Source organism: Nocardiopsis sp. NPDC058789, from assembly GCF_042745575.1.
GTDB lineage: Bacteria > Actinomycetota > Actinomycetes > Streptosporangiales > Streptosporangiaceae > Nocardiopsis > Nocardiopsis eucommiae.
This window is the reverse complement of the sequence record NZ_JBHYOW010000030.1, coordinates 1-17,074: the sequence shown is the minus strand read 5'-3', so window position 1 is coordinate 17,074 and position 17,074 is coordinate 1. Positions and strand designations below refer to the sequence as shown.

Genomic DNA, 17,074 nt, shown 5'->3' with positions numbered 1-17,074 from the left:
TCGACCCGGTCACCGAACGCGCTCTGGGCAACCACCCCCAGGCCTACTCCCACCTGGGCCTGATCCGCTGCGCCCAACTCCTCGACCACCACTGAGCCGCGGAACACACACGCGGAAGGGGGTGTCCCACCCGGGGCACCCCCTTCCGCGCGTCCACGGGCGGAGGCACCGCGTTCGGTCCGCTCACCACCACGCCCGGGTCGGGAGCGCACCGGGTACGGCGTGGATCTCCCGGTTCCGTCCGAGGTGAGAGGTAGGGTGCCCGCACGTTCCGCACACCGGAAGGGGCCCAGCATGGTCACGACCCTCACCCGACGCGAGCTCAACCGCGCCACCCTGGAGCGCCAGTTCCTGCTGGGCCGGGTGGAGCGTCCGGCCACGGAGGTGCTGACCCGCCTGGCCGGGCTCCAGGCACAGACCACGCACACCTGGTACGTGGGCTTCCAGAGCCGTATGGAGGACTTCGACCCGCACGAGGTGGGTCGCCTGCTCACCGACGGGGCCCTGGTCCGCATGTCCCTCATGCGCTCCACCCTGCACCTGGTCTCCGCCGAGGACGCCGCCTGGATGCGCCCGACGACCCAGGAGGTCATGGAGCGGGACCTCTCCCACGGCTCCCACGGGAAGGCCACCGCCGGGGTGGACCTGGAGGCGGTGGTGACCCTGGGCCGGAAGATCCTGGAGGAGCGCCCGCTCTCCCCCACGGAACTGGGAGACCAGATCAGCGCGCACTGGGAGGGCGTGGACGGCGCCGACCTGGCGTACGTGGTCCGCTGCCTGCTGCCGGTGGTGCAGCTCCCGCCTCGCGGCGTGTGGGGCGCCTCCGGGCAGCCGGTGCTCGCCCCCGCCGACACGTGGACCGGTCTGCCGATGGCGCCCGGACCCGACCGCGAGACGCTGGTCCTGAGGTACCTGGCGGCCTTCGGCCCGGCCAGCGTGCGGGACGTGCAGGCCTGGTCCGGGCTGACCCGGCTCAAGGAGGTGGTGGAGGGCCTGCGCGAGCGGCTGGTGTCCTTCCGGGACCCGTCGGGGACCGAGCTCTTCGACCTGCCCGACGCCCCGCGCCCGTCGGCGGACGTTCCGGCGCCGGTCCGCTTCCTCTACGACTTCGACAACCTGCTGCGCGGGCACGCCGACCGGAGCCGGGTGATCTCCGACGACCACCTGCGGGGGCTCTCCTCGCGCAACGGCATGCCGCCCGCGACGGTGCTGGTGGACGGCACGGTGGCCGCTTCCTGGAGGGTGGACCGGAGCCGCAGCACGCCCTCGCTCGACGTCACGCCCTTCCGCGCGCTCGGCCACGCGGAGATCGAGGAGATCACCGCCGAGGGCACCCGGCTCCTCGGCTTTCTCCACCCGGACGAGGAGGGCGCGCGCCTCCGTTTCACGGACCCGGCCTGAAACACCGCCCACCCGGGGTTCGACCGTTTTGTGCACGTGCGTCCTGACCACGGATGGCACAGACGGGTATGACAGGATTCTGGGGTGACTGAAGAGTTCCGTGCCGCGTTCCAACGCGTGCTCGACACCGCCGCCAGCCAGGCACCCGGCTTCCCCGAGGCCGTGCACGACGTGTTCCGGCTCTCCTCCCAGGTACCCCGGGAGGAGTTGGCCATCGCGCTGGAGGCGCTGACTCCGGTCCTGGGTGACTGCGAACCCCACGCGGGGGTCGCCGCCGACCTGTCGGTCCTGGCCGGCGCCCTCGTCGAGTCCGGCGCGCCCGCCGGACAGGTGGGCCTGGAGGTGCTGCGCCAGCTCGGCAGCTACGGACAGGCGGCCGTGGCCTTCATCCACGCGTGGGAGAAGACCGGCGGCGGTCCGCTGCCCGCCCCGAACGACGCGGGCGAGGCCGAGGAGCAGCGGGTGGAGCAGGTCCTCGGGGACAACGCCCCGCTGGCCACCGTCGGCTGGTGGACCTCGCTCCGCTACGGCCTCGCGGCCAAGGCCATGCTCGGTGACTCCGGCGTGCGCGCCGCCGTGCGCGCCGACCCGGGCGCGCTGCACGAGCTGGGCCAGATCGTGCAGGCGCTCTCCACGCGGCTGAACGAGTTCGGTGAGGTGGGCGAGCTCCTCCGGATGTCCGAGGCGGACCGGCTCATCGTCCTGGACCGCGCCTCCCGGAGGGGGTTCCGGGTCGCCTTCGACGGGGTGAGCGACAACTTCCAGCTCCACACCCTGCTCGCCGACGCGCTGATCGGCAAGGAGGGGCACCGCCTGCCCGGCACGCGCCCGGACCCGCGCTGGGTCGCGGCTTCGCTGGACGGCCCGGTGGATCCGATGGCCGACGTCGTACGCGGCGAATGGGACCTGGTCGGCGGGGACGGCACCTGGGTGGGGAACGAGGCCTGCCCCGGGGACGTCCCGGTGGTGGACGGAGAGCGGGTCCTGGTCCTGGAACCGCAGTCGCTGCTGCACTCCTGGCGGGCCGGGCGCCGTCACCCGCACATCACCGGTTCCCTCACGGTGCTGGAGGAACTGCGCCCGGACCAGGCGACGGCCTGGTGGGCGCGCACGCATCCGGCCGGAACGGTCCGCCACCCGCAGGCCCCGCCGCTGGAGAACGACGACACCGGGGCGCACGGGCGCCCGCCCCGGCACTTCGGGGAGGCCGCGCACTTCGCGGAGGTGGACTCCGGGCCGATGTCGGCGCCGTTCGCCGCTCTGGACCCGGACGCTGACGCCCCCGGCGGCGGTCTGTCGTCGTCCTTCGAGGACGTCACCATCAACCCCGGGGCGGCCCCGGTGTTCCCCGACACCCCGGCCTCGCTGTTCGACCCACCGGCACGTCCGCCCAAGGAGGACGAGGACGACGAGGACGAGCTCGACGACTTCACCGTCCCCGCCGCCTGGTCCGGCGCGCTCTCCCCCGGTCCGGGTCTCGACGACCCCCTCGGCTCCCCCCTCGACGAGCCCGAGTGGCGCGAACCCCGCTCCCTCTCCGATCCGGGCCCCTTCGAGGACCCGGCCCCGGGCTCCCCCGCCGCCGACCCTCCCCCCTCCGACGACCGGCCGCCCGGCGCCCGGCTGCTGCCGCCGATGCCCCCCGGGGTCTCGGACAGCAGCACCTGGGCCCCGCACTGGAAGTGGCCCATGGGACCGCCCGGACGCTGAACCGGCCCCCGCGCGCTCCCCCGCCCCGCGCGGGCGCGGAACCCGACCGACACGCACCCCGCCCCCACCCTCCTCGGGCGCGCGGGCAGCGGGTACGTGACAACTGTCATCCCCCTCGCACCGCGCCCCTCACACGAGGCCGGTGATGGCTGGGACTGTGGGCCGGGCGTCGGCCCACGGAATCATGGAGGACATGATGACGACGAGGGACACCCCCCAGGACCACGGTCGCCCGGACGGCGACGGTGACTCCCCACGGCCCACCCGTGAGGAGGCGCTCACGGAGGCGGGCCGGGCCTGGGACGAGGAGGAGACGCTCAGGGCCAAGGAGCAGTGGCGGAACCAGCGCCCCTGGCCCAGCACGATGACACGGCAGGACAGGGTCCTGGCCTGGATGCTCGTCGGCATCCCGGCGTTCTTCCTCCTCACCATGCCGCTGCGTCCGCTCTTCATCGCGGACCACGCCATCCCCCTCGCCTTCGTCACCGGCAGCCACGCGGCCGTCGGCGCCGCCGCGGCCTTCGCCAGCATCGGTGAGGCGCCGCTGTGGCTCGTGATCGTCGCGGGCGTGGTCGGCAAGGTGAAGATCGACTGGCTGTTCTGGTGGGTGGGCCGCCGCTGGGGGCAGGGCATGATCACCTTCCTGATCCCGAGCGAGCGCGGTCGACGGTTCGCCGCGCGCCTCCAGACCATGAACCCGTGGGTGATGCGGCTCCTGATCCCGCTGAGCTACCTGCCGGGCGTTCCCGCGGGCATCCCCAACATCGTGGCCGGGGTGAACGGGATGCGTCTGAGCACCTACATGCTGCTGGACGCCCTCGGCGCCCTGATGATCACCTCCGTCGTGGCGGCCGTCGGGTACGGCTCGGGGCAGGCGGGGGTGGACGTGGTCCTGCTCGTCGACAGCTACGCGATGTGGCTGACGCTCGCGCTCATCTTCGGCATGGCGGCGATCCCCACCTACGGCGCCATCAGGGACCAGCGGGCACGCAGGGCCCAGGCGCTCGCCGAGGCCGCCGAGGCCTACGACGCCGAGACGGCCCGCATCGCCGCCGGGGAGGAGCCCGCCGCCGGGACCACCGAGAAGCCGGTCCGGGATGTTCCCACCACCCCCAAGCCTCCCAACAGCGACGACGCCTGAAAGTCATCACCCCGTCGCACAGGGTCGCGCGCGGAGACGGGCTCCTTGGCTAGGCTGGCGTTCGGCAATCCGACACCCCGGGCAAGCCGGCTGCGCTGGGTGCGTCACAAACACACTCAAGGAGATCCCGTCATGGGACAGCAACACTTCGATCTGGTCGTCCTCGGCGCCGGGCCCGGCGGCTACGTCGCCGCGATCCGCGCGGCCCAGCTGGGCCTCAGGGCGGCCGTCATCGAGGAGAAGTACTGGGGCGGCGTCTGCCTCAACGTGGGCTGCATCCCCTCCAAGGCCCTGCTGCGCAACGCCGAGCTCGCCCACCTGTTCAACAACGAGGCCGACGACTTCGGCATCAAGGTGAACGGGACCGTGGAGTTCGACTACGGCAAGGCGTTCAGCCGCAGCCGCCAGGTGGCGGACGGCCGGGTCAAGGGCGTCCACTTCCTGATGAAGAAGAACAAGATCACCGAGCTCGACGGGCGCGGCACCTTCGTCGACGACCACACGATCGAGGTGCGCGGCGAGGACGGCTCGACCGAGACCGTCACCTTCGACAACGCGGTGATCGCGGCGGGCTCCTCCACCAAGCTGATCCCGGGCACCTCGCTGTCCGAGCGGGTCGTCACCTACGAGGAGCAGATCCTCAGCGAGGAGCTCCCCGGCAGCATCATCATCGCGGGCGCGGGCGCCATCGGCGTCGAGTTCGCCTACGTCATGCGCAACTACGGCGTCGACGTCACCATCGTGGAGTTCCTCGACCGCGTCGTGCCGATGGAGGACGAGGAGGTCTCCAAGGAGATCGCCCGCGCCTACAAGAAGCTCGGCGTGAAGGTCCTGACCTCCACCAGGGTGGAGACGGTCGAGGACACCGGCGAGGGTGTGAGGGTCACCGTCACCGGCGCGGACGGGAAGAAGCAGACGCTGGAGGCGGACAAGCTCCTCCAGGCGATCGGGTTCGCGCCCAACGTCGAGGGCTACGGCCTGGAGAAGACCGGCGTGAAGCTGACCGAACGGCGCGCGATCGAGATCGACGGCCGGGGCCGCACCAACGTCCCGCACATCTTCGCGATCGGCGACGTGACCGCCAAGCTCATGCTGGCGCACACGGCCGAGGCGATGGGGATCGTGGCGGTGGAGACCATCGCGGACGCCGAGACCCAGGAGATCGACTACCGCTTCATCCCGCGCGCCACCTACTGCCAGCCGCAGATCGCCAGCTTCGGCTACAGCGAGACGGAGGCGCGGGAGGCGGGGTACGACGTCCAGGTCGCCAAGTTCCCGTTCATGGCCAACGGCAAGGCGCACGGCCTGGGTGACACCCGGGGCTTCGTGAAGATCATCTCGGACGGGAAGTACGGGGAGTTCCTGGGCGCCCACATGGTCGGCCCGGACGTCACCGAGCTGCTGCCCGAGCTGACCCTGGCCCAGCAGTGGGACCTGACCGTGCACGAGGTGGCCCGCAACATCCACGCGCACCCGACCCTCAGCGAGGCGGTCAAGGAAGCGGTGCACGGCCTGGCCGGGCACATGATCAACTACTGATCCCGCGCGCGCCCGTGACGCGGACGGGGCCGGTCCCCGGTCGGGGACCGGCCCCGTCGTTCGTGCGTCGCGGCCGTCTCAACCGTGCCGGAGCAGGGGTTGCGTGCTGCACCGGAAGGCGCCGCCCAGGGAACGGGTGGCCCGGAGGTCGACGTACTCGACACGGACCCCGAGGGCCTCCAGTCGCTCACCGACGTCCGTGAACTCGGGGTCCGTGACGTAGGTGTCCGGGCTCAGCGGGAGTCCGTTGGTGGCGAGCGCGGTGGCCTGGTCGAAGCTCACCGGGACCGACCGCCACGGCCGGAGGGACTCCGGCACCCCGTCGAGGAGCGCCTCCTCGCACACGATCATCAGCCCCTCGCGCACCAGGCCCAGCGCGCAGTCCAGGTGCAGCATCCTCGGGTGGAGCCGGACCGTCTCCACCGTGTATCCGTGGGGCGCGAGGAACTTCCGCAGCCAGGACACCCCGGCGGTGTTGGTGGCCAGACCGGAGACCCCCACCAGGATCCGCCGTCCCAGCACGAGGACGTCACCGCCCTCGAGGAAGGGGCCCTCCCCCAACGACGCGTCCCCCGGTTCGGGGACCTCCGGAGCGGGGACGGCCACGTGCACGGAGTCCGCGGGGTCCACCCGTTCCCGCAGGAGGTCGCGCACCGGAAGGACCTCGCCCCGCCGGTAGGGGAACCTCAGCGAACCCTCGATCACCAGGTTGCCGATGGTGACGAGCGGGTCTCGGACGAAGAAGTTGGCGTAGCCGCGCCCCTGGGCGGCCTCCTTCTCGTGCGCCGTGAGCGGGCGGGGGTGGAGCACCTCGACGCCGTGGGACTCCAGGAGCGCGGACAGCTCCCCGCGTTCGCGTCTCAGGGCCCGGGCGAGGTCCGGCAGGTCCCGGTCCAGGTCCGCGCCGGGGGTGGCCGCACGGGCCACGTCGGACCCGAGGAAGTCCGTGTCCCAGGTCTCGGGAGGGGTGTCGGGCAGCCCGAGCTCGGAGCGGGACACGATGACCGTCCTCAGGGTGGCGAACTCGTCGTCGACTCTCACCTCGGGCACGCGCCCTCCTTCGTGGGCGATCGGACGGCGCGGGTTCCCGGCGACGGTGCCCGCGCCCTTGGCCTCCTCATTCTGCCCACGGACCGGGGCGCTGCCCCGGCCCGACGGGAGCCGTGGCGTGTCCGCGTGCCCGCCGAGGCGCCGCACGCACGAGGACGGGGCCGGTCCCCCGCCGTCCGGGGGCCGGCCCCGTCAGGGGATCACGCTCGCGTGCCGTCCGCGTCAGCGGATGAGCGACTCCACGTAGCCGTCCAGACCCACGGAGGCGTAGTGGGCGCGGGCCATCTCGATCTTGGTGAAGACGTCCTCGTACCCGGTCTGGGTGCCGTCCTCGTCCACGTACACCATCGCGCCGCTGATGTTGAAGAAGGTGACCATGTGGTCGCAGTCCTCGGGGACGGCGAGGGTGTGGATCTCGCCCGGCGGCTCGTAGACGAAGTGACCGGCCTCGGCCACCCAGTCGTGCTCGTAGTAGTGCCAGCGGCCCTCGATCACGTAGCCGAAGACCGCGCCGGGGTGGCGGTGCCGGGAGACGATCCCGGACGCGGTGACCTTGAGCAGGTTGCACCACTGACCGGTGACGGTGTTGAGCATCAGCGGCCGGAACCACACGTTCGGGGCCTGCGGCACCCACATGCGCGGGTCCTCGGGGACGGCCGGGATCGCGATCTCGTCGGGGATCCCGGCGGAGGGGTTGATGACGGGAGCTCGGTTCGGTGACACGGTTCCTCCAGGTGGACGGGGTGGGACGGAACGGGGGGAGAGCCGGGAGGGGCGGGGGTCAGGCGGCCAGGTAGCCGCCGTCGACCGGGAGGACCGCCCCCGTGACGAACCCGGCGTCCGGGCCGCACAGGAACTCGACCGCCCCGGCGACCTCGGCCGGGTCGCCCCAGCGGGCCATCGGGGTGCGGCCCAGGATGCGGGCCTCGGCCTCCCCGTCGGCGCGCACCCCCTCGGTGAGCTCGGTGCGGATCCAGCCGGGCGCGACCGCGTTCACCCGGATGCCCTGGGACGCCCAGGCGACCGCGAGCGACCTCGTGAGCTGGGTGACGCCGCCCTTGCTGGCGCTGTAGGCGGGGACCAGGGGACCGCCGAAGAAGCTGAGCATCGAGGCGACGTTGACGATGCTGCCCCCGGCCGCCGCCAGGGCGGGCCGGGCGGCGACGCACGCCCGCATGGCGCAGGTCAGGTTGATCTCCACGACCCTCGCGAACACCGCCGGATCGAACTCCTCGTGCCTGCGGATGATCCCGGCGGCGTTGACCAGCGCGTCCACGCGTGAGAAGGAGGAGAGGTACTCCTCCAGCGCGTTCTCGCCGGTGACGTCGAGCTCGGTGACCTCGGCCCGTTCCCGGAGCCCGGCCGGGGCGCGCTCGGCGCCCAGGCCGCAGACGGCGACGCGGCGGCCCCGGTCGGCGAAGCGGGCGGCGACCGCCGCACCGATGCCGCTGGTGCCCCCGACGACCACGACGGTCCCGTCATCGGACCTGGGTTCGGGGACGTCCCCCGGTGCTGTCTCCATGCGCTGCTCCTTCTAGGCGTCGGAATCCGGGACGGCGAGGGACTCGATCCAGTACTCGCGGGCGAGTGCGTCGACCCCGGCCGGTGACACCCCTCTGAGGTGGACGGTGGTGTCGGTGGTCCCGGCGACCCGTCCGTGGTCCTGGAGCCGGAGGAAGTGGTAACGCTCCGGCTGGAAGCCGAGGACCACGTCCACGTCGAAGCGGCCCCGCTCGTCGGGGGCGTCCGCGAGACCGGGCTCGGCCTTGCCGACCGCCTGGACCCCCAGCCACACCTGGTAGAGGAGGACGAGGAGCAGCACCAGCGCGATCCGCCGCAGGGTGGCGCTGCGGACCGCCCGCGACCCGAGGGACCTAGCGGACATCTGCGGCGCTCCCGTCACTCTCCTGGTCGCCGGCGCCGTCCCGGTCCCGGACGGCGTCGACCGCCAGGAGCCCGTTGATCCGGGCGACGGTCTCCCGGAAGCCGGGGTGGTCGACCGCCGCCTTCCAGGTGCGCGGGCGGGGCAGGTCCACGGTGACGATCTCCTGGACCGTGCTGGGCCGAGGGGACAGCACCACCACGCGGTCGGAGAGGAAGACCGCCTCGTCGATGTCGTGGGTCACGAAGAACACCGTGGGTCGGCGCTCCTCGAAGATCCGGGTGAGGTCCTCCTGGAGCCGGCGCCGGGTCTGCGCGTCGATGCTCGCGAAGGGTTCGTCCATGAGCATCACGGCCGGTTCGTTGGCCAGCACGCGGGCGACGCCCAGCCGCTGGCGCATGCCACCGGACAGCTCGTGCGGGTAGCGGTTCTCGAACCCGGCCAACCCCACGAGCTCCAGGAACTCGCGGCCGCGCTCCTCGCGTTCGCGCCGCTTCACGCCCTTCATGCGCAGCCCGAAGACCACGTTGCCGAGCACGGTCTTCCACGGGAACAGCGCGTGCCCCTGGAACACCACGCCCCGGTCGGGGCCGGGTCCGCTGACCTCGCGGCCGTCCACCGACACCGTCCCCGAGGTGGGGTCGGCGAAGCCCGCCACGGTGTTGAGGACGGTGGTCTTGCCGCAGCCGCTCGGTCCGAGGACCGACACGAACTCGCCCCGTTCCACCGTGAAGGAGACGTCGCCGATCGCGACGACCTCGTCCCCGCTGTAGGAGTCGGTGTAGACCTTCTCCAGGTGCTCGATCACCAACGCGGTCATCTGTCGTCCTCCATGCTTCGCACCAACCCCCACCGCTCCACGGTGGCCCGCTCGAACGGAGCGAGCACCAGCGCGTCGAGCATGTACCAGAGCACCCCGAGCACGACCATGCCGAGGAACACCTGACTGACGTCGCCCACCCGGCGGGCGTCGAACATCATGAATCCGATCCCGCTGGTGCCGACGATGATCTCCGCCGCCACCAGCGCCCGCCAGCCGTAACCGAGGCCGGTGCGCACACCGGTGGCCACGGACGGCAGCGCGCCCGGCAGGATCACCTCGAAGAACACCCGGACCCGCCCGGCGCCGAGGCTGCGCGCGGCCCGGATCAGCTCCTTGGGCACCTGCTCGACCCCGGAGACCACGCTCAGCATGAGCGGGAAGACGATCGTGTAGACGATGACGAACGTGACGGCGGTCAGGCTGAACCCGAACCACACGATGACGATCGGCAGCCACGCGATGTCCGCGATCGCCTGGAAGAACAGCAGGATCGGCCACACGGCCTTGCGCAGCCGCCAGAACAGGGCGGTGAGGAAGCCCATCGGGAGACCGATGAGCAGACCGAAACCGACCCCGTAGGCCAGGCGCTCCAGGGAGTCGCCCAGGTAGCCGACGAGGATGCCCTTGCGGAGCAGCTCGACGAACTCCAGCACCACCCGGTCTGGGCCCACGAAGAACGCCTGCGGGAAGAGCCCGCTCTCCGCCAGGACCCACCACAGGGCGATCACCGGCACGAACGGGCCCAGCGTGCGGAAGGCCGGGCTGCGGGTGAGCCGGAGCCACACCCTCCTGTGCAGCGGGGCCCTGCGTCGGACCGCCCGTGCGGGCGCGGCCCCCGAGGGGGAGCCGCCGCCCGCCGCAGCGGTCCCGGCGGGTCGGACGGTCCCGCCGGAAATCTCACCGAACGACCGCATCAGCGACCACCCCCCGTCATGCCCCACCGCTCCACGGTGTTCCGCTCCAGCGGAGCGAGCAGGAGGCGGTCCATCAACAGCCACAGGACACCGATGATCACCATCGAGGCGATGATGACGTCGGTGGAGAACGAGGTCTGGGCCAGGAACAGCGCGTAGCCCAGACCGGCGCTGGTCGCGATGATCTCCGCCGCCACCAGGCCGCGCCAGCCGTAGCCGAGGCCGATCCGCAGGCCGCTGACCACGCTCGGCAGGGCGCCGGGGAGCAGGACCTCCCAGAACAGCCGCCACGGTCCGGCCCCCAGCGAACGCGCCGACCTCAGCAGCTCACCGGGGATGCTGCGCACGCCCAGCATGGTGTTGTAGGCCAGCGCGAAGAACATCGCGTTCCACACGATGAAGATGACCGCGCCGTCGCCGTAGCCGAGCCACAGCGTCGCCACGGGAATCCAGGCGATCCCGGCGAGTGCCACGGAGAAGCGCAGCAGCGGGGTGAAGAAGGCGGAGAGGATCCGGCTGGCGCCGAGGGCGATCCCGAACGGGATCGCGGTGACGATCGCGATGACCGCGCCCACCAGCACCCGGTACAGGCTCGCGCTCAGGTGCCGGACCAGCTCTCCGCTGACCGCCATGGACCACAGGGCCTCGGCGACATCGGTGACCTGCGGGAAGACCCGCTTCGGCACCCCGGTCACGGCCACCGCGGCCGCCCAGGCTCCCACCAGGGCGACCAACGGCAGCACGAACCAGAGGAAACCGGCGGCCCGGTCTCCGGTACGGCCGCGGCGTGGGGCGGCCGTACCGGATCGCGCGGTGCGTCCGGAACCACGCGTCGGGCCGTGCGTCATACGGCGCACGCCTCCTGGTCGACCTCACGGATGAACGTGTGGTCGGCCTCGATCTCGGCCGTGTTGGGAACCTCGGGGAGATCGTCGAACAGCTCCGGGTTGTTCTCCTCGACGGAGAGGATCGGGCCCGGGACGAACAGGTCGTTGATGTCGGTCTCGTACTCCAGCTGGCCCTGCTCCTCCAGCAGGAGCGCGACGGTGTCCAGCGCCAGGTAGTTGCAGGCGGAGAAGCGGCCGTCGAGCTGGGCGATGTTGTACTCCATGGCGGCCTGGGCGACATCCGGCTCGGTGCCGGTCAGCCAGCGCGCGGCGGAGTCGGCGGCGTCCTCGGGGTTCTGCCGGATCCACTGGTCGGTGGCGGCGCGGGCGGTGAGGAAGGCCTCGACCATCTCACCGTTCTCCTCCAGGTACTCCGGAGTGGTGATGATGTACCCGATGAAGGGGATGTAGCCGCCGCCTCGGAGGATCTCCTCGGAGCCCTCGACCTGGTCCGTGATGGTGATCGGCCACGGGTCCCAGATGACGGCGGCGTCGATGCCGCCGGTCTCCAGGGCGACGGGCATGTCCGGCGGCGCGGTGTTGACCATCTCGACGTCGTCCGGGTCGATCCGCAGGTCCTTGAGGAGGCCCAGCAGGTACAGGTGGTTGATGGAGCCGAAGGTCGTGCCGATCTTGGCGTCCTCCAGCGTGGTGAGGTCCTTCGGGTCGATGCCGGAGTCCTCGGCGGCGACGATCGCGGCCGTCTCGTCGATGCTGCGCTGGACGGCCGAGCCGGTGTAGTTGCCGACCAGGGCCAGGTCCACGCCCTCGCCCGCCGCGGCCAGGGCCGGGACGCCGACCTGGATGATGTCGACCTCACCCGCCTCCAGCGCGTTGATCGCGTCGACGCCCGTGGGGAACGGGTCGGCCAGGGTCACGTCCAGGCCGTGGTCCTCGAAGTACCCGATCTCGGTACCGACGGGGAGGCCGATCTGGTCGATCGCGGACACGTATCCGGCGTTGAGGGAGCCGCTGACGGAGCCGCTGGCTCCCTCCACGTCCTCGTCGACGGTGGACCCGCCGCCGCACGCTGTGGCGAGCAGCGCGACGGAACAGACAAGGGAAAGGGGCGTGAGCGGAAATCGCTGCATGAGGTTCTTCCGGTACGGGGTGTGCGCCCTCACACGAACGCTTGCACGTGCCGTTTCCACTGGTGGAAGACGCACCTGGAACCCGCCCGCGCGGCGGTGAGGGAATGGGGTTGGAGGGCGTGCGAAGCTCCGGAGGACGAGGAGTCGTCCGGAACTTTCATGCTTTCGCTTGCCGACCGTATCGGGATATCGGCCCAACCGTGAAGTTCCATTCGCTTATACCCTTATTGGGAAAGCGAATACTGCCCGGTCCGCGTGGCCTACTCCTCGCCGCGTTCTGCGTTCCGCACCCGCGTCGGCAGTGTTCCCGCAGGTCGGGGCGCTTCGGTTACAGCCTGGAGAATTCTCCGCGCCGCAGGGGTGAGCGCCCGGGTGGAGTCCCAGCAGACGGCCACGCGGCGCCGGGGGGCGCCTTCGAGGGGGCGCACCCGGACCCCCTTGGTGTCGGCGCTCCAGGCGGCCAGCCAGTTGGTGACGCCGACCCCGATCCCGTGCGCGACCAGCGACACGAGCGTCTGCGGCTGGTTGGTGGCCTGGACGGGGGTGATGGTCAGACCGTGTTCCTGGAAGACGCGGTAGGACTCGAACTCCGCGGTCTCGGGGGCGTCGAGGCGGCCTATGACCACGATGGGGTGCGCGGCGACGGCGGCCATGGGGACGGGGTCGGGGACGTCGGAGAGCGGGTGGTCCTCGGCGTGCACGACGACCAGGGGCTCGGCCCACAGGGGCCTGCTGACCACGGAGGGGGAGGCGGGCTCGGGGGTCATGGGCCTGAGGTAGAGGTCGATGCCGCCTCCCGCGAGGGCCTCGTCCAGTTCGAGGGTGGCGTGCTCGGTGAGTACCACCTTGATGTCCGGGTCACTGTCGGCCAGGGACTGGAGGAGCCCGGGTACGAAGGCCGCGCTGGCGCTGGGGTAGGAGCCCAGGGAGACGATGCCGCGCGTGCCGCCGCGCCAGGGCGCCATCGCGGACTCGGCCCGCTCCAGTGCGCGCAGGACGTTGCGGGCCTGGACGGCCAGCGCGCCGCCCGCCTCGGTGAGCTGGACCGGTCGTTTCTTCCGGTCGAAGAGCGGTTGGCCGATCTCCCGTTCGAGCGCGGCGACGTGTTGGCTGACTCGCGGCTGTGACCTGCGAGTGGACTCCGCCGCGGCGACGAAACTCCCGGTGTCGACCACCGCCAGAAACGAGACGAACCACTCGAGGCGAATGTCCGTGTCGAGCATGTCGGGGGGCACTCCGGAGGGGTTGTGGGGAAGGGGGGTCACACGATACCGAAAAGGGATACCAGGCGCGAAACCGGTCATAAATCACACTCGCACCTGAGGCCCCTTCCATTTCAGACTATTACCGATACTGATTCTGACATTCCAGGAACCGGACACTGAGGCCGGATCGTCCCGTCCCGCCCCCGCCCCGTGCGGGGGACCTCCCCGGCGCCCCGGACTTGCTAGGTTTCCCTGTGTCCCCCGCCGGAGCCGCCTCCGCCCGGCGCACCCCCGAACCGAAAGCCACCCATGCGCCTGATCCCGTCCTCACCCCTCTCGTGCCTGGGCACGGCCGTCGCCGCAGTCGTGATCGGCGGTGTCGTCCTCGTCGGCTGCGACGTGGTCGACCTCGACCTGGACCTGAGCATGTCGTCAGGCGGCGCGGACTCCCCCGAGGAGGAGGCGAGCGCCAGCCCGAGCCCCGACGAGGACCAGCCGGAGGAGGAGACCTCCGCCTACGGCCTCCCCGCGTCCTGTGAGGCGGCCGGTGCCGCGCAGATCGTCGGGGACCTGGCACCGGGCCAGGTACTGACCGAGGAGAGCGGGGAGATCGAGGGGATCGAGGACGCCGAACAGCTCTCCTGCACGTTCAGCGACGGCGGCACGGAGCCCGGGACCCCGTCGTTCACGCTCGTGTTCACCTCGGGCGCCGACCCGAGCGCCAACCCGGACGTCGTCCGGGTCCCCGGTGCCGAGGCGGAGATGAACTGGGAGGTCGACGTCGACGTGGACGTGGACACCTACCACACGGAGGACTCCGACGACCTGGGCGGCGACCTGGAGTACGTCGGCACGGTGGACGGCTCCAGCCGCCACCTGTACCTCCAGCTGCCCGGCGACTTCCACGTGACCGCGATCGCCTACTTCGAGGACGTCGAGCGCGGCGACCTGGAGCGGGTGGTCCTCCAGGCCGCGGGGCAGATCCGCGACTAGGAGCCCGACCGACCCCGACGTGAGGGGCCGCCGACCGGTGTCGGCGGCCCCTCACGCGTCTCCGGGTGAACCGGGTGGCCCGGTTCACCCCCGCCCGACCAGGCAAAAGCACCGTCGGCGGACGTACCCGCCCCCGGGCCGACCCGGATTCCGCATCACCTCACCGACGCGCTCAGAGGTTCCTTGCCACCGCCCCCACCTGCTGGGATTCTTCCCGCAGCTCCGCAGCGAGCCTGGTCCCGCACGTCGTGGCCCGATCCCCCTCCGCCCGCCCCGTGTCAAGCGGCCCCGTGCCGCCCGGAAGGAACCTCCCGTGACCGACGTACACACCACACCGGACCTCGCCAGCCAGTCGGGGACCTTCGCCATCGGCGGCGACCTCCCCGTGCACCGCCTCGGCTTCGGCGCCATGCAGCTGGCCGGTCCCGGCGCGTGGGGAGAGCCCGGGGACCGCGACGAGGCCGTGGCCGTGCTGCGGCGCGCGGTCGAGCTGGGCGTCACCCTCATCGACACCGCCGACTCCTACGGCCCCGAGGTGAACGAGCGACTCATCCGCGAGGCCCTGCACCCCTACCCCGCCGACCTCCTCGTCACCACCAAGGCGGGGATGACGCACCCCGGCCCCGGGGAGTGGGAGGCCAACGGACGGCCCGAGCACCTCAAGCGACAGGTGGAGTCGAGCCTGCGCAACCTGGGTCTGGAGCGCGTCGACCTGCTCCAGCTCCACTGGATCGACCCGGAGGTGCCGCTGTCCGAGCAGCTGGGCGCCCTCGTGGAACTGCGCGAGGAGGGCAAGATCCACCACATCGGTCTGACCGGTGTGACGCGGGAGCAGCTCCGGACCGCCCGTAAGACCACGCCCATCGCCTCCGTGCAGAACGAGTACAGCCCCCTCCAGCGCCGCTGTGAGGACGTCCTGGAGCGGTGCGAGCAGGACGGGATCGCCTTCCTGCCCTGGTCCCCGATCGGGCGCGGGGTGCTGGCGGGCCCGGACTCCCCCCTGGCCCCGATGGCGGCCGAGCGCGGGGTGACCCCGGCCCAGCTCGCGCTGGCCTGGCTGCTGCACCGCTCACCGGTGATGCTGCCGATCCCGGGCACCTCGCGGGTCGAGCACCTGGAGGAGAACATGGTGGCCGCCTCGCTGAAGCTCACCGAGGAGGAGAGCGACAGCGTCCGGCGGCTCCTCGCCGTCTGACCCGTGGAACGGGTGGCTGACGCGAACGGCCCCGGTCGGCGCGCGTGCGCCGACCGGGGCCGTTCCCGGCCGCGTGGACTCAGGTGATGTCGGTGGTGATGCTCTGCCCGAGACCGAACATCTCGTCCATCTCGACGGAGGCGACGTCGACGTCGTCACCGACCACCGCGATCTGGCCCTCGACGCGCTGGCCGGGGCTCAGGGTGACGGCGGAGAGCGGGTTGATGTCCGCGAAGATCGCGTCCGCCCAGTCCGACCGGACGGTCCCGTCGGCCAGGATCACGTTGAAGTAGATCGGGTTGACCTCCAGCGGCTCGTCGCCGTTGTTCTCGACGGTGACGTCGATGACGGTGTACACGGTGTCGTCGATCGTGTCACCGGCCGTGCCCGCGTGGGAGGCGGTCAGGACGATGTCGGAGACCTCCTCGGCGGGCTCCTCCTCGGCGGCCTCCTCGGACTCCTCGCCCTCCTCGACCGCGGCCTCCTCGGTGTCCGAGGAGCTGGCACCCGTGGAGGAGGAGGTGTCCTCGTCCCCGCTCAGCGCGACCACGCAGCCGACCATGAGCAGCAGGATCAGGATGACGCCGAGGCACCCACCGCACCCGAGACCGATCTTCTTGCCCGTCGACATGCCGGACTTCGGCGGCACCGGCGGGGCGCCGTAGGGCGGCTGCCCGCCGTACGGCTGGTTCGGGTCGTACGGGGCCTGGTTGGGGTCATAGGGGCCCTGGTTGGGGTCGTACGGACCCTGCTGCGCCCCGTACGGCTGCTGGTTGGGGTCGTACGGGGGCTGCTGGCCGTACGGCTGGTTGGGGTCGTACGGAGGGGGTTGGTTCGGGTCGTACGGCGGCTGCTGGCCGTAGGGCTGCTCGGAGCCGTAGGGCTGGTTCGGGTCGTGGGGGTGGGACATGGGGCTCCCTCTCTGGGGACAGGGCGGCGGAGCGGGAGCCCGCCGGGGGACGTGTACGTCGTTCAGACGTGCGGGCCCGGTCGCGGGTTCCCGTTCACGGCGCGTCTGGGGACCGACGTTAACCGGCTTCGGCGACACTTCGTCACGAAATCGGGACCAGTTCGGTCACAGGGGGCGAAGCCGGTCGAACGCGGGTCGACGCGCGGACCGGCCCGGAACGTGAGAGGGGGGGGCCGCCCCCACGGGGGGCGCCCCCCCCCGCCCCCGGCCGGAGACAAGACGCCCAACCGCTACACAAACAAAAACAACCCCCCCCACCGACAAAAGAAAAAC

Annotated in this window: 16 protein-coding genes; 6 read left to right on the top strand and 10 right to left on the bottom strand. The window is 71.6% G+C overall.

All coding sequences use genetic code 11. The annotated features are described in order from the left end of the window. Positions 1 to 294: 294 nt before the first annotated feature. The 4 genes from ACFW3L_RS26005 to lpdA all read left to right on the top strand — a co-directional run bounded on the left by ACFW3L_RS26005 (position 295) and on the right by lpdA (position 5,791). A complete protein-coding gene (locus ACFW3L_RS26005) occupies positions 295 to 1,401 on the top strand; it encodes a winged helix DNA-binding domain-containing protein (RefSeq protein WP_378748323.1) in 1,107 nt (368 codons plus the stop codon). An 84-nt stretch (positions 1,402 to 1,485) separates the two neighbouring features. Beyond that, the gene (locus tag ACFW3L_RS26000; RefSeq protein WP_378748317.1) at positions 1,486 to 3,111 is read left to right on the top strand and encodes a hypothetical protein; all 1,626 of its coding nucleotides are present in this window, start codon (positions 1,486 to 1,488) and stop codon (positions 3,109 to 3,111) included. 193 nt (positions 3,112 to 3,304) lie between these two features. Then, positions 3,305 to 4,252: a DedA family protein gene (locus tag ACFW3L_RS25995; protein ID WP_378748314.1), complete on the top strand. Its 948-nt coding sequence runs from the start codon at positions 3,305 to 3,307 to the stop codon at positions 4,250 to 4,252. Positions 4,253 to 4,384: 132 nt separating this feature from the next. Then, on the top strand, positions 4,385 to 5,791 hold the full coding sequence (gene lpdA, locus ACFW3L_RS25990) for a dihydrolipoyl dehydrogenase (protein ID WP_378748310.1): 1,407 nt from the start codon (positions 4,385 to 4,387) through the stop codon (positions 5,789 to 5,791). A gap of 78 nt (positions 5,792 to 5,869) precedes the next feature. On the opposite strand, the gene ACFW3L_RS25985 is transcribed toward lpdA, so the two are convergent. From ACFW3L_RS25985 to ACFW3L_RS25945, 9 genes are all read right to left on the bottom strand, one after another. Continuing rightward, the gene (locus tag ACFW3L_RS25985; protein ID WP_378748307.1) at positions 5,870 to 6,841 is read right to left on the bottom strand and encodes a dimethylarginine dimethylaminohydrolase family protein; all 972 of its coding nucleotides are present in this window, start codon (positions 6,839 to 6,841) and stop codon (positions 5,870 to 5,872) included. Between the two features lie 222 nt (positions 6,842 to 7,063). Beyond that, positions 7,064 to 7,564 carry a 2,4'-dihydroxyacetophenone dioxygenase family protein gene (locus ACFW3L_RS25980; protein WP_017545601.1) on the bottom strand — a complete coding sequence of 167 codons (501 nt, stop codon included), beginning with the start codon at positions 7,562 to 7,564 and terminating at the stop codon, positions 7,064 to 7,066. A gap of 58 nt (positions 7,565 to 7,622) precedes the next feature. After that, positions 7,623 to 8,363 (bottom strand): SDR family NAD(P)-dependent oxidoreductase, encoded by a 741-nt coding sequence (locus ACFW3L_RS25975; protein ID WP_378748300.1) that lies wholly within the window; start codon positions 8,361 to 8,363, stop codon positions 7,623 to 7,625. A 12-nt stretch (positions 8,364 to 8,375) separates the two neighbouring features. Then, complete coding sequence (locus ACFW3L_RS25970; protein WP_378748294.1) at positions 8,376 to 8,726, bottom strand: hypothetical protein; 351 nt, start codon at positions 8,724 to 8,726, stop codon at positions 8,376 to 8,378. Continuing rightward, positions 8,716 to 9,543 (bottom strand): ABC transporter ATP-binding protein, encoded by an 828-nt coding sequence (locus ACFW3L_RS25965; RefSeq protein ID WP_378748289.1) that lies wholly within the window; start codon positions 9,541 to 9,543, stop codon positions 8,716 to 8,718. Before ACFW3L_RS25965 ends, ACFW3L_RS25970 begins: the two co-directional genes overlap by 11 nt. Next, entirely contained in the window at positions 9,540 to 10,460 is a 921-nt protein-coding gene (locus tag ACFW3L_RS25960) for an ABC transporter permease (protein WP_378748285.1), read from the bottom strand. The genes ACFW3L_RS25965 and ACFW3L_RS25960 overlap by 4 nt, the downstream gene beginning before the upstream one ends. Then, positions 10,460 to 11,308 (bottom strand): ABC transporter permease, encoded by an 849-nt coding sequence (locus ACFW3L_RS25955; protein ID WP_378748279.1) that lies wholly within the window; start codon positions 11,306 to 11,308, stop codon positions 10,460 to 10,462. The genes ACFW3L_RS25960 and ACFW3L_RS25955 overlap by 1 nt, the downstream gene beginning before the upstream one ends. Further along, a complete protein-coding gene (locus tag ACFW3L_RS25950; protein WP_378748272.1) occupies positions 11,305 to 12,438 on the bottom strand; it encodes an ABC transporter substrate-binding protein in 1,134 nt (377 codons plus the stop codon). Before ACFW3L_RS25950 ends, ACFW3L_RS25955 begins: the two co-directional genes overlap by 4 nt. 260 nt (positions 12,439 to 12,698) lie before the next feature. Further along, positions 12,699 to 13,661 (bottom strand): LysR family transcriptional regulator, encoded by a 963-nt coding sequence (locus ACFW3L_RS25945; protein WP_378748267.1) that lies wholly within the window; start codon positions 13,659 to 13,661, stop codon positions 12,699 to 12,701. A 291-nt stretch (positions 13,662 to 13,952) separates the two neighbouring features. On the opposite strand from ACFW3L_RS25945, the gene ACFW3L_RS25940 reads away from it, so the two are divergent. Then, positions 13,953 to 14,636 (top strand): hypothetical protein, encoded by a 684-nt coding sequence (locus tag ACFW3L_RS25940; RefSeq protein ID WP_378748261.1) that lies wholly within the window; start codon positions 13,953 to 13,955, stop codon positions 14,634 to 14,636. 313 nt (positions 14,637 to 14,949) lie between these two features. Continuing rightward, positions 14,950 to 15,831 (top strand): aldo/keto reductase, encoded by an 882-nt coding sequence (locus tag ACFW3L_RS25935; protein ID WP_378748257.1) that lies wholly within the window; start codon positions 14,950 to 14,952, stop codon positions 15,829 to 15,831. A 79-nt stretch (positions 15,832 to 15,910) separates the two neighbouring features. On the opposite strand, the gene ACFW3L_RS25930 is transcribed toward ACFW3L_RS25935, so the two are convergent. Then, on the bottom strand, positions 15,911 to 16,741 hold the full coding sequence (locus ACFW3L_RS25930) for a DUF4352 domain-containing protein (RefSeq protein ID WP_378748254.1): 831 nt from the start codon (positions 16,739 to 16,741) through the stop codon (positions 15,911 to 15,913). Between the last annotated feature and the right edge of the window lie 333 nt (positions 16,742 to 17,074).

Bases quoted from the DNA above. Each gene is read 5' to 3' on its own strand.
- ACFW3L_RS25945 (WP_378748267.1), bottom strand. From the start codon at position 13,661: ATGCTCGACACGGACATTCGCCTCGAGTGGTTCGTCTCGTTTCTGGCG.
- ACFW3L_RS25930 (WP_378748254.1), bottom strand. From the start codon at position 16,741: ATGTCCCACCCCCACGACCCGAACCAGCCCTACGGCTCCGAGCAGCCC.
- ACFW3L_RS25960 (WP_378748285.1), bottom strand. From the start codon at position 10,460: ATGCGGTCGTTCGGTGAGATTTCCGGCGGGACCGTCCGACCCGCCGGG.
- ACFW3L_RS25970 (WP_378748294.1), bottom strand. From the start codon at position 8,726: ATGTCCGCTAGGTCCCTCGGGTCGCGGGCGGTCCGCAGCGCCACCCTG.
- ACFW3L_RS25965 (WP_378748289.1), bottom strand. From the start codon at position 9,543: ATGACCGCGTTGGTGATCGAGCACCTGGAGAAGGTCTACACCGACTCC.
- ACFW3L_RS25950 (WP_378748272.1), bottom strand. From the start codon at position 12,438: ATGCAGCGATTTCCGCTCACGCCCCTTTCCCTTGTCTGTTCCGTCGCG.
- ACFW3L_RS26005 (WP_378748323.1), top strand. From the start codon at position 295: ATGGTCACGACCCTCACCCGACGCGAGCTCAACCGCGCCACCCTGGAG.
- lpdA (WP_378748310.1), top strand. From the start codon at position 4,385: ATGGGACAGCAACACTTCGATCTGGTCGTCCTCGGCGCCGGGCCCGGC.
- ACFW3L_RS25975 (WP_378748300.1), bottom strand. From the start codon at position 8,363: ATGGAGACAGCACCGGGGGACGTCCCCGAACCCAGGTCCGATGACGGG.
- ACFW3L_RS25955 (WP_378748279.1), bottom strand. From the start codon at position 11,308: ATGACGCACGGCCCGACGCGTGGTTCCGGACGCACCGCGCGATCCGGT.
- ACFW3L_RS25995 (WP_378748314.1), top strand. From the start codon at position 3,305: ATGATGACGACGAGGGACACCCCCCAGGACCACGGTCGCCCGGACGGC.
- ACFW3L_RS25940 (WP_378748261.1), top strand. From the start codon at position 13,953: ATGCGCCTGATCCCGTCCTCACCCCTCTCGTGCCTGGGCACGGCCGTC.